The sequence below is a fragment of the Paenibacillus antibioticophila genome (genome assembly GCF_000455265.1).
Taxonomy (GTDB): Bacteria; Bacillota; Bacilli; order Paenibacillales; family Paenibacillaceae; genus Fontibacillus; species Fontibacillus antibioticophila.
Genome location: NZ_HG005139.1, coordinates 2,681,676 through 2,693,761 on the forward strand (window position 1 = coordinate 2,681,676; position 12,086 = coordinate 2,693,761).

Below are 12,086 nucleotides of genomic sequence, written 5' to 3' on the forward strand. Positions count from 1 at the left end.
GCCTTATCCTCACGGGGAGGACAAAGCTGTAATGTTCAGGACTATTCTATTCATCCGTCAGCAGCTGCATGAATCCTGCCGGAAGCGCAAACTGCTGATTATTGATCATAATCCGGCGGAGCTCGTCGAATTCGCTGTCACCGTTCGCATCCTTAATATCATTAATCTCCCTGTGCAGCCGCTCCATCTGCAGATCAAGCGAATTCGCAGATTCCGCCGCATTCTTCAGCTCATTCAGCAGACGTTCGGGAATCGCCTGACTGTACTTATAGAAGATCTTATGCTCCAGGCTAGCCCAGAAATCCATCGCAATCGTCCGAATTTGTATCTCAACGCAGACATGCTCACAACAGTCGGACATAAAGACCGGCACCTCAACCAGCATATGAAGGCTGCGGTATCCATTGGGCTTAGGATGCTCGATATAATCTTTGATCTCCAAGACCTTCAGATCGTCCTGGTTCGCCAGCATATCCTTGACCGCATAGATATCCGAGATGAAGGAACAGGTTATTCTTAAACCGGCAATATCCTTGATATTATCACGAATTCCGTCCAGCGAAAATTCATGATTTTTCCGGAGCATCTTGTTCATAATACTCTCCGGCGACTTAATACGGGACTTGGTGTGCTCGATCGGGCTGTAATCATGCAAAGACTGGAACTCTTCCTTCAAAATATCAATTTTGGTCTCGATTTCATCGAGCGCAAATTTGTATACCAGCAAGAAGCGGGTCAGATCATACTTCATCTTTTTTAATTGTTCGATTGGAAATAATGCATTCATAGTCCAATTTCTCCTTTTGTCAGCTTACCGGTGTGCCACATTTAAATTATAGTCGATTCAGGCAGGCCAATTCAATTTTCCTGTGCTGCCCCTATTCCTGATAACTTCAGAAGGATATACTTATTAGTAATGCAATGGATAGGAGAAGGAGGAGACATCATGATTATCGGTGTACCGAAAGAAATTAAAAATAACGAAAATCGGGTCGCCCTGACCCCTTCGGGAGTATCCCTGCTGACGAATGAGGGCCATCGGGTGTATATTGAGCGTCATGCGGGAACAGGCAGCGGATTTAGTGATGAGGAATACATTCATGCAGGAGCCGGTATTCTGGAGCTTGCGGGAGAGGTCTGGGCAAAGTCCGATCTGATCATGAAGGTAAAGGAACCGCAGCCGGAGGAATATCCTATGTTGCGCGAGGGTCTGATCCTGTTCACTTATCTGCACCTGGCTGCCGAGCCGGCATTAGCGGAAGTGTTACGGGAAAAAGGAGTCACCGCTATCGCATACGAAACGGTGGAGATGAATCATGCTCTGCCTCTGTTAATACCGATGAGCGAGGTAGCCGGCAGGATGTCTGTACAGATCGGGGCACAGTTCCTGGAGAAGCCCTATGGCGGTAAAGGAATCCTGCTCGGCGGCGTTCCCGGCGTCAAGCGCGGGAGGGTTACGATCATCGGCGGCGGCGTGGTCGGCATGAATGCTGCAAAAATTGCCGCCGGTCTCGGTGCAGAGGTCACCATTCTGGATCTGGATCCGTTGCGTCTTCGCCAACTGGAGGAGCAGTTTGGCGCTTCTGTCCAGACCATGATGTCTAACCCGCAATCCATAGATGAATGTGTGCGGCGCAGCGATCTCGTCATTGGAGCGGTATTAATTCCTGGTGCGAAAGCACCGAAGCTCGTTCGCGAGGAGACCGTTAAAGCCATGGTGCCCGGATCGGTTATTATTGATGTGGCTATTGACCAGGGCGGTATCTTCGAGACAATTGACCGCGTCACGCTGCACTCCGACCCGACCTATGTGAAGCATGGGGTTGTTCACTACGCAGTAGCCAACATGCCTGGTGCGGTTCCAAGAACATCGACTATGGCTCTGGTGAATGCTACGGCGCCCTATGCGCTCGAGATCGCAAATAAAGGCGTTCTCGCAGCAATTGCCGGCAACCTGGCCTTGCGCAAAGGGGTAAATGTGGCAGGCGGAGCCGTGACCCACCCTTCTGTTGCCCGTGATCTTAATTACACGTATGTACCGGTCGAACAAGCTTTGAAGCTTCCCCCTGTGTAAACACAAAAAAATGGCGCTTGCCTGCAGGGTGCGATTCGCGGAAATTCACGAATTCACCCTGCAGACAAGCGCTTTTTATTGTCATTATTTCGCTTTGGCCTGCAGGTAGGCTTGCTTGTATTGTGCCGATTTCTGGCTGATCAAGCTGTAATCCTGCTTCTTAAGCGCTTCACTTGTCAAGTCCGAACCAATTCCGACAGCTACAGCCCCTGCCTTGATCCACTCCGCTAAATTATCTAGGGACACTCCGCCAGTCGGCATGACGTTTGCCTGTGGCAGCGGCCCTTTAATGGCTTTGATCATCGAGGGATCATACAGATTACCCGGGAAGAGCTTGACGATATCTACTCCCCATTCCAAGGCTTCCTGGATATCCCGAATGGTCATACAGCCAGGCATCACAGGAATTCGGTAGCGGTTGCATAACTGAACCGTCTCTTTATTCAAGGATGGGCCAACCACAAACTGGGCTCCGGCGAGAATTGCCGCTCGTGCCGTTTCCGGATCCAATACGGTTCCCACTCCAATGATAGCATACTGCTCCGGTGAGCTTGCATCCCATGCATATTTTTGCGAAAGAGTCTCAATAGCTTTGAGTGCATAAGGCACCGTCATAGTAATTTCAATAACCTTGATTCCCCCTGCGATAGCCTGATCGGCCATTTCCACGACCTGCTCCGGCGTATCTCCGCGAAGTACAGCAACAACGCCTTCTTCTACGATTTTTTGAACCAATTGCAGCTTTTTCATTTGCGTCTCTCCCCATTTTGATCTTATACGGAATATCGATTCTACTTTCTCCTACACATAATAAACCTAAATGAACTTTTTTGATAGACCTGAATTTGAGTGAAATGATTATACGACGGGGGCAACGCGCAAGGCCAGAATTTAAAGCTTGCAAATTCACTAATCATGACATAATATAAACCTAAATGAACAATATGAACATAAACGAACCTAAAAGGAGCGATTGAATCTCATGGAACGACGCTATGCATCCCACCCAAGCCAGGTCAAGCAATTTGACACTGAGCGCCTTCGGCAGGAGTTTCATATTCCGAAGCTGTTCACCCCTGATGCGTTGGAGCTTGTTCTCACGCATGAGGATCGAATGATCATCGGCGGAGCAGCCCCCGTGAACTCGGATGTGAAGCTCGAGACCGACCTCAAGGAGCTCGGGGTCGAGTACTTTCTGGAGCGCCGGGAGCTTGGGGTAATCAACGTTGGCGGCCCTGGTATCATTCTCGTCGACGGCACGGCCTACGATCTGGAACGGAAGGACTGCCTGTACATTGGAATGGGCTCCAGAGAAGTTATTTTCCGCAGCAAAGAGGCTGCCAATCCGGCTAAGTTTTACCTCAACTCGGCTCCGGCGCACAAGGAATTCCCGACTGCCAAGACAACGCTCGCCGAAGCGGAATCCGGGGCGATGGGCTCGATTGAGAATTCGAATGAGCGAACGATCCATCGTTTTATTCACGAGAGCGGCATCCAGAGCTCACAATTGGTCATGGGTATGACCCAATTGAAATCAGGCAGCATGTGGAATACGATGCCGGCCCATGTGCATCCGCGCCGAATGGAAGCCTATATGTACTTTGATCTTCCCGAGGACGCTATAGTCATTCACTTGATGGGGGAGCCGAGCGAGACCCGGCACATCGTCATGCGGAACGAGGAAGCGGTAATTTCACCAAACTGGTCCATTCATAGCGGCGCGGGCACCAACAACTATACTTTTATCTGGAGTATGGCTGGAGATAATAAAAAGTACGCGGATATGGACGCGGTTTCTATGAAAGCTTTAAAATAGAACCGAATGTCATTCTAGAACGGAAGAGTTGAGGTACACGATGAGTTCAATACGACGATACGAGAAAATTATGGAGGTTCTGCTGACGAAGAAGGAAGTCACCGTGGCAGAGCTCAGCGACAAGCTTGGTGTCACCGGCAAAACCATCCGCGAGGATCTGACGCGATTAGAGGAGCAAGGCCTTATCGCCAGAGTACACGGCGGTGCAGTTCTTGCGCAAAGCGATCAGCTTGGCATCCTGTCTTCCAAGGCACCTGTCATCAAGCACGCTGCGGAGAAGGCAAGTATTGCCGCGAAGGTGATTCAGGAAATCCAGCCTCACGATATTATCGCGCTGGACGGCGGCAGCACTACACTGGAGATTGCCAGGCATCTGGAGAATCAGCCGCTAACCGTCATCACGAATGATGTGTACATCATCAGCGAGTTGGCCTCCAAGGATATGATCCGTCTCGTCGTACCCGGCGGACACCGTGTCCGGAATATGCTTGCCGGTCCGGAAGCCGGCTCATATATCAGGCAACTGAATATCCAAAAGGCGTATATATCTGCAACCGGTATTCATCCCCAGCACGGCCTGTCCATCTATACCGGTGAATTGATCGAATTTAAGCGCGCGCTGATAGAGACCGCTCGAGAGGTGATTGCTGTCATTAACCATCATAAATTCGGACAAACAGCGTTGCGTACCTTTGCTGCATTAGATGAATTAACCCGCATTATTACGGATGATCTGCCGAACGATATCGCCAAGCCTTATAAAGAAGCAGGCGTGGTTATCGTGTAACGATTGCTGACTTATCATATTTATAATCGAGGAGTGAACGGAATGAATTTATTTGACCTTTCAGGAAAAACCGCCTTGGTCACCGGAGCTGCCAGCGGACTGGGACAAGGAATTTCAATTGCACTGGCCGAAGCGGGGGCCGATGTGGTATGTGCTTCTCTCGGCTCCAGTCAGGAAACTGTAGACCGAGTTAACGCATTGGGAAGAAAAGTGTTGTCTATCGAAGTGGATCTTAGCGACCACGACCAACTGCAAAGCACCTTTGACCAAGCGCTCGCCCTGACCGGGAAAGTGGATATCCTGGTGAACAACGCCGGCATTATCCGACGTGCACCAGCGAAGGACCACGCGGCTAAAGATTGGTTCGATGTGATCGACATTAATCTGAATACCGTATTCCTGCTATCACAGATTGCCGGAAGACATATGCTGGAACGGGGCAGCGGAAAAATTATCAACATCTGCTCCATGCTGTCCTATCAAGGCGGCATCAATGTGCCGGGATACACAGCTTCCAAGCACGGTGTTGCCGGGCTCACACGGGCCTTCGCCAATGAATGGGCTTCAGGCGGAGTTCAGATTAATGCGATTGCGCCGGGATACATGGCTACTGACAATACCGCACCAATCCGTGCCGACGAGAACCGCACCGCCTCGATTACCGACCGGATTCCGGCAGGGCGCTGGGGAACACCTGATGACCTGAAGGGACCTGCGATTTTCCTGGCTTCCTCGGCCGCCGACTATTTGAATGGGCATATCCTCTGCGTGGACGGCGGATGGATGGCTAGATAAAATAATTGCACTCCATAAGATCAGCCCCCGGATATAGACTTCTTCCGGGGGCTATTTTATACGATGCTCGCTGTTAAGTTAATTCCCTGCGCTTTCATATTTTCCGAGACCGATCCGCAGCAAGCCGAGCGACAGCCAAACAGCACAGACGGCTACAAGCGGCCCGAGCCATCCCCACCAGCTCCATGGCTCCTTGCCGAACAATACGGCCGCCGGGAAGAAGCTGACAAAAGCAAAGGGAACAACAATGGAAATAAAGAGCTGAATCCCGAGCGAAAAGATGGTAATCGGATATTTGGCGAACTCGCCTAAATTGTGAATCATGATCGGAAAGGCATTTCCGCTGCTTCGGATCCAGAAGGAGGAACAATTTGCAGCCAGATTGATAGCAATACGGATCGTAATCGCCGAGACAAATAACAGGATTGCCATCAGAACCGTCGACAGATTCCAATCCATCTGCACATGGCTTAAGGATATTCCGATAATCGTCCCGCCGATCAATATATTTCCGATCCCGTTCATTCCGATTCCCGTACAGAATATTTGCAGTACGATCGGAACAGGCCGAACAAGGTAGCGGTCCAATTCTCCTAAATTGACCAGCCGCAGCATCCGCCAAGTCCCCTCAAAAAACAAGGAGCCTACCCCCTCGGAGACATATATGGCCGCATACATAAAGGCAACCTCCCACAAGCCCCATCCTTGAATATCCGGAATTCTGGAGAATACCACCCACAGAAATAAAAATCCGGTTATCTGGGTCAAAGCAGCGGCTCCGATCATGATGTAGAAATCAGCGGAATACTCCAGCATCGCTTTTAGCTGCTGGCTGTAAAGACGCCAATATAAATACAGAATTCGGCGCGGCGTATTTCTAATCTTCATCCCACTAACCTCCATGAATCGTGATTTGCCGTACAGCCCGGGACCATAGCCACCTGCCGAGCAGCCAGAGGAGGATAATCCAGATCCATTGCACGCCAATCATCTGCCAGGCTTCCGCTCTTCCCGTCATACCGAGCGCAATTCGGACCGGTGTATTAACAATTCCCTGAAAAGGAAGCGCCATCGCCAGCGACTCCAGCCACCCCGGAAAGAACGTCAACGGTACAAGCGCGCCGGATAACAGATTCGTGATGGAGGTTCGGGCCCAATAGATGCCAAAGCTGCTCGTCGTCCAGAAGCAGAGCAAGGCGGACATATATACGATGCAAAATTTCACAAAAATAGACGACAGCATGCTGATTCCAAACTGGAGCATACCCACTCCGTCCTGCGGCAGTGAGATCCCGAGCGTAAACACAGCTGCGGTGCCGATCAAGATGCAGCTTAGCAGACCTTCCAGCACACAAGAGCCCAGTGTCTCTGCGAGTCGGGCCTTCTGAAACTGGATGGGACGAAGCAAATCCATCATGACGCTGCCATCAATGATTTTCCCCGAAATACTGGATTCAGAATAATAGGACAGCATGGAATTTACGAAAAAGGTCACGAGCAGATATGCCTGCATTTGTTCCCACGTAAACCCGGATAGCTGATCTCGGCCGGTATACACCGCCTGCCACAGACAATACATTGCGATAAGTCCGATAAAGCTGGCTAGAAAATTCAAGATAAAAGATAGTCTGTAAGCAAGCGTATTCTGCATGGAGCAGAGGGCCAAAGTAATGTACTTCTTGAAAGATGCCACAGACACCCTCATTCCCTCCCCTTCCCCGCTTCCGACAACGCTGCAGAATCTAACTGTCCTTCATATACACGGGTAATGATCTCCTCAATGCTCGGCTCATCGATTCTGAAATCGACAACCTCTCCGTGATTCATGACCCGCTTCACAATCTCGCTTGCCGTACAACGAAAACGGTCGAACTTGATAGACAATGAAGGAACACTGTCTCCTTCTTTTTCATCGCCAGCGCTGCTTTCAACCGCCACTTCAGGCATATCGGCAAACAGTTCCTCCGCCCCAACGATCGGCGCACTGAGCTGAGTATGTATGGTTCGTTCCCTGGCAAAGGCGTCCTTCACCTTCTGCAACTTGCCGTCGTAGATAATCCGGCCTTGATCAATAATGACCAGCCGTTCACACAGATTCTCGATATCCCCCAAATCATGTGTGGTCAGCATCATGGTCGTGCCTTTCTCCCGGTTCATTTCCTTGATAAAATCGCGAATCCGGTGCTTGACCGCCACATCCAGACCGATCGTCGGTTCATCGAGATAGACAATCTTCGGATCATGAAGCAATGCCGCTGCCAGATCGGCACGCATCCTTTGTCCCAAGGACAGCTTGCGGGCCGATAGATGGAGGAAGGACTCCATCCCTAACAGCTCGGTGAATCCGTCCAGATTTTTCTTGAATGCAGCCGGGGGAACCTGATAAATATCCCTCAATAAAGTCAAAGATTCACGTACCGGAATGTCCCACCACAGCTGGGTACGCTGTCCGAATACCGCACCGATATGCTGGGCATTCTCCATCCTCTGCTTGTGCGGAACCCGGCCATCTACGAGAATCTCTCCGCCTGAAGGGACAAGTACTCCGCAGAGCATCTTGATTGTCGTTGATTTCCCCGCTCCATTGGGACCAACGTAGGCTACCGTCTCCCCTTCCTCAATCGTCAAATCAATTCCCTCTACCGCATATTTCTCCCGATACTGTTGTGTAAACAAATGCTTGATCGCCCCACCTAATCCAGGGTCCTTGACTGCTTGCTTGAATACCTTTTTCAGCCCGCGTGCCTCGATGATACTCACTCGTTTCGTGCCTCCCAACCTTCCAATATCTTACTACTATATAGCAAAATATCTCGTCTTCCTACCCTTTAAATTAGAGAACAAATTAGGGAACAATTTAGGAAACAGCAAAAAGCCGACCAATGATTCTGCGTGCCGGAGGCAACGAGTGAAGTGTGCTTACGATCGCAGTTATTCGCGATGTTTCACAGCATGACGACGGTTTGTAGCCCCCATGCAAATACGGATCATGCGCATGCAGTGAAAAAAGTTACTCTAAATTTGGTTGAAATGGTGGAAATGCAGATATAGTGAAATTCTTTCGCTTAAAAGTGGCTATACCGTGGGTTTAACTAGATATTGGAGATCTAAGGTAATTTTTTTCACTAAAATGGGGTTCGAGCGCCGAATGAAGAATTTAAGGTAAGAAATTTCACTGGAGCGTGATCGAAATGGCTGGGCAATGTTTAACTGTCCTTTGCTTTGCACACTCCCCTGCCAAGAAATTCTGTGCCGCGCCAGTCTCTGAACACAAACAGGGCCCTACCGCCGGATCAAGTCCTTTGGGAGAGCCCTTTTGATAGAATTTCCTAATTAAAGTGTAAACTTGGACATCAGCTGCTCCATCTCCCGAGCACTGTTCAGCGTCTCTTTGGCTTTGGCAGCCTCTATTAAGGTTTTTTCCACAATATCCGAGTTCTTCTCGGCAATGTCCTGTACCCCGGCAGCGCCTTCATTGATGGTAGCGGCCACTTCGTTGACAGCAGTGGAAATACCCGATACGGTCGAATGCAATTGAGATGCAGAGGTATCAAACTCGCTCATCAGTTCGTCGATTATGACCGCGTCTTGGCTATACTGTACGCTGACATCCCCAAGCTTGCGATAGTCATGCAATACACTATCATTAATGAACGCCAGCATGGCTTCAGATTGAGTCTTCATCTCACTTACGGAGGAAGTCACATTTTCAACAATATCCTTAATACCGGAAGCAGTATGAGAGGATTGCTCCGCCAGCTTTCGAATCTCGCCAGCAACCACGGAGAAGCCCTTTCCGGCTTCGCCTGCTCTAGCCGCTTCTATAGCCGCATTCAGTGCCAACAGATTCGTCTGGCCCGTAATGGCTAGAATTGTAGCTGCAAGCTGGTCAATCTCCTGGATTGCTGCTGACTGCTGAATCGCATGCTCCATTTTATGTCTGACTTCCCCATACATTTGTTCAGTTCTTTCTGACGATTCCATGGCATCCTTCCGCAGATGCTGGGCACGCTCCGTAATTTGCCCCGAAACCTCGACACCCTTTCTAACCTGATCTGCAATGGAGCTTACATTAGAGTTAATTTCCTGAATTGCTGCAGTCATTTCCTCCGAAGCGGCTGCCGTCTCTTGCATTCCTGCCGACAGCTGCTCCGTTGTTGCCGCGTTATCATGGGCATTTTCCCGGACATCCGTAGACAACTGCTCCAGTGCTACAGTATTATTTACGACTTTAGAGGAGATTTCGGAGAGACCTCCAACCGTTTGTCGCAAGACGTCGCGGGTTTTTAGCGTTGCTGCCGCCATCAAGCTGATTTCATCCTTACCCTTGGCAAGACGGTCATAGCCGTCCAATCTCTTCAGATCGAGATCCGCTGTCTTTTCAATCAAGCCCGTAAGCCTGATAATCGGAATGGAAATCCCGCGTGCAATCAAGCCTGCCGCAATAATGGTAACCACAAGGCTGATTGCTCCTATGATCCAAATAAACTGAATCATCCTATTAACCGGAGCGACAATATCCTGCTCATCTCCCGTCAAGACCAGGGTCCACCCAGTTTCAGGTATCGTGGTGTAGTATGCGGATTTTTCCACACCATCCAGTATGTAATCATAATGACTTGGGGCAACCTGTTCTCCGGCAGCTAATTTGCTTACCACTTCTACGATTTTTTCAACCTGCGTCACTGTACCAATTCGGGCCGGGTCCGGATGAAAGATAAGCGTTCCCGTCTCATCCGCCAGATAGGCATAAGAAGATTCCGCACTCAGCACAGTTGAATTGGCCAGATAATGGACCATGCTGTCGCTGCGGACGGCAGAGGCAACAAATCCGATCATTTGACCATCTACCTTTACCGGCTCTACAAAGGCTACCACAAAAGCGCCCGTAGATTTGGATTGCAGCGTTTCACTGATCACAGATTGTTGAGTTTCTACCACCTTCTTAAAGTAACTCCGTTCACTAAAATCAGTACCGATCAACGCAACATCACTGTCTGCGATCCCAATGCCATTCATATTCCCTACGAAAATATGTTCCAGGTTCCCCGCTTCTTCCACCCATTCCTGAAGCTTAGCATTGAGGTTATTTAATAACTCCTGATTCTCGCTTGCCCCTGTTCCTCCTGAGGACTGCAGCAGCTGGGTAATGTCGGGATAATCCGCAACCATTTTAAGAAAATTGGATTCCTTGGAAATCAAAGCGCGGATCGTCTCAATTTTCCCCTCCGCCATTTGTCGCATAGCCGTTTGCGATAGCTGATTAATCTCATCCGTGGACTTGTTTCTCGTGAAAAAGACCATCAGCAAGGTTGAGAACATAGTAACTGCGATAATGACAATAGTTAATTTGGCCTGAATTTTCATTTCATTTCCCTTCCTTCTTAAAAATGCTATATTTTCGATTCATTCTTCTACCGCTTTAATATGACCTTAGTCACATATAATATCGGAATAAAAGGGGACCAATTGTATAGTTTTCGATAAAAAGACGAATGTTGTCGAAGAAAGTAATTAGTATGAAATTTTCAAAATGTATGCTGGTTTTTTCATTTATGGGACTTCCGAGCCCTTATGATACAATGATTTCAATGAAAGAAAGGATGTTGCAGCATGGATCTGTCATCAATTTCTGCGGCCGTCGTACCGCTTCATTTAAGGAGCTGTCTCATTTACCGTCAAGAAAAGCTAATTTTCGAGCATTATCGACATCATCAAGTCGAATATGAACTAACCAAAATCAACTCGTGCACGAAGAGCTTTCTTTCTGCGCTAATCTGTATTGCTATGGATCAAGGACTCTTTCCTCCGCCCGATACTAAGCTTAGCGAATGTGTTCCGATGCTGGACAGGGAAAAGGACGACTGGAGAAAAGACATCACCCTCCGGCATCTGTTAACAATGTCTGGCGGTTGGAGATGGAAGGAATTTGGCGGCATCAACTCCTTCCCGCAGATGACTCGCTCACAGGACTGGGTGGCTTTCGCCCTGGAGCAGCCAATGGCTACTCCACCAGGCGAGGTGATGGAGTACAATTCCGGAAGCTCTCAAATCCTGTCCCATCTGCTTGTCCGGGCGATCGGCGGCTCCCTGGTTTCATTTGCCGAGACCTATTTATTTGGCCCCCTCGGGATCAATGATTATCACTGGGAGCAAGATCCTCAGGGCATTCATACAGGAGGCTTCGGGCTGTCTCTCCGTCCCGCCGATCTGCTGAATTTCGGGCGGCTCTACTTGCAGCAAGGACAATGGGAGAACCGGCAATTAATCACTTCCGAGCTAGCGGTCCATTCCGTTCAGCCTGCGATCAGAGTTACAGCTCCCTGGAGCGGCTCTTATGCCTGGCATTGGTGGTGCGACAGTTTCGAGGGGGACGGGAAGCCATCCTTCGATTATTTCTACGCGCGCGGGTATGGAGGACAATTCATTTATGTCATTCCCAGCCTGGAAACGGTTGTTGTGCTCACCGATGACCGCAGGAAAAGAGAACGTCCGCCAGTCGATGTGTTCCCGCGGTTGATTGCCCCGCATCTTTAACACTCATTCCGTATTCTCACCGCTTTTATGCAACAAAACACAAAAAAGGAGCTGGATCGGAGAGTCCTTCTTAATGA

The 12,086-nt window shown here is 49.4% G+C and carries 11 protein-coding genes; 5 read left to right on the forward strand and 6 right to left on the reverse strand.

The window, feature by feature from the left end; all coding sequences use genetic code 11:
- Positions 1-46: 46 nt before the first annotated feature.
- Positions 47-787, reverse strand: a complete 741-nt coding sequence (locus TX85_RS12370) for a GTP pyrophosphokinase (protein ID WP_044479392.1) — start codon at positions 785-787, stop codon at positions 47-49.
- Positions 788-946: 159 nt separating this feature from the next.
- On the opposite strand from TX85_RS12370, the gene ald reads away from it, so the two are divergent.
- Positions 947-2,074 (forward strand): alanine dehydrogenase, encoded by a 1,128-nt coding sequence (gene ald, locus TX85_RS12375; RefSeq protein ID WP_044479393.1) that lies wholly within the window; start codon positions 947-949, stop codon positions 2,072-2,074.
- An 84-nt stretch (positions 2,075-2,158) separates the two neighbouring features.
- Here the strand turns inward: ald and TX85_RS12380 are convergent, their stop codons facing one another.
- On the reverse strand, positions 2,159-2,824 hold the full coding sequence (locus TX85_RS12380) for a bifunctional 2-keto-4-hydroxyglutarate aldolase/2-keto-3-deoxy-6-phosphogluconate aldolase (protein ID WP_044479395.1): 666 nt from the start codon (positions 2,822-2,824) through the stop codon (positions 2,159-2,161).
- Between the two features lie 232 nt (positions 2,825-3,056).
- Here TX85_RS12380 and kduI point away from each other — a divergent pair, with 232 nt between their 5' ends.
- The 3 genes from kduI to kduD are packed head-to-tail and all read left to right on the forward strand — an operon-like array spanning position 3,057 to position 5,472.
- Positions 3,057-3,890 (forward strand): 5-dehydro-4-deoxy-D-glucuronate isomerase, encoded by an 834-nt coding sequence (gene kduI, locus TX85_RS12385; protein ID WP_044479397.1) that lies wholly within the window; start codon positions 3,057-3,059, stop codon positions 3,888-3,890.
- Between the two features lie 40 nt (positions 3,891-3,930).
- On the forward strand, positions 3,931-4,677 hold the full coding sequence (locus tag TX85_RS12390) for a DeoR/GlpR family DNA-binding transcription regulator (protein WP_044479399.1): 747 nt from the start codon (positions 3,931-3,933) through the stop codon (positions 4,675-4,677).
- A 42-nt stretch (positions 4,678-4,719) separates the two neighbouring features.
- Positions 4,720-5,472: a 2-dehydro-3-deoxy-D-gluconate 5-dehydrogenase KduD gene (gene kduD, locus TX85_RS12395; protein WP_044479401.1), complete on the forward strand. Its 753-nt coding sequence runs from the start codon at positions 4,720-4,722 to the stop codon at positions 5,470-5,472.
- A 78-nt stretch (positions 5,473-5,550) separates the two neighbouring features.
- Here kduD and TX85_RS12400 read toward each other — a convergent pair whose 3' ends face one another.
- The 4 genes from TX85_RS12400 to TX85_RS12415 form a co-directional block, all read right to left on the reverse strand.
- Positions 5,551-6,360, reverse strand: coding sequence for an ABC transporter permease (locus tag TX85_RS12400; RefSeq protein ID WP_044479402.1), 810 nt, complete (start codon positions 6,358-6,360; stop codon positions 5,551-5,553).
- A gap of 4 nt (positions 6,361-6,364) precedes the next feature.
- Positions 6,365-7,171, reverse strand: coding sequence for an ABC transporter permease (locus TX85_RS12405; protein WP_233500700.1), 807 nt, complete (start codon positions 7,169-7,171; stop codon positions 6,365-6,367).
- A gap of 2 nt (positions 7,172-7,173) precedes the next feature.
- Positions 7,174-8,232 (reverse strand): ABC transporter ATP-binding protein, encoded by a 1,059-nt coding sequence (locus tag TX85_RS12410; protein WP_044479406.1) that lies wholly within the window; start codon positions 8,230-8,232, stop codon positions 7,174-7,176.
- A gap of 573 nt (positions 8,233-8,805) precedes the next feature.
- Positions 8,806-10,839, reverse strand: coding sequence for a methyl-accepting chemotaxis protein (locus tag TX85_RS12415; RefSeq protein WP_044479407.1), 2,034 nt, complete (start codon positions 10,837-10,839; stop codon positions 8,806-8,808).
- A 246-nt stretch (positions 10,840-11,085) separates the two neighbouring features.
- Between TX85_RS12415 and TX85_RS12420 the strand changes: the two genes are divergently transcribed.
- On the forward strand, positions 11,086-12,009 hold the full coding sequence (locus TX85_RS12420; RefSeq protein WP_044479408.1) for a serine hydrolase domain-containing protein: 924 nt from the start codon (positions 11,086-11,088) through the stop codon (positions 12,007-12,009).
- Positions 12,010-12,086 lie beyond the last annotated feature (77 nt).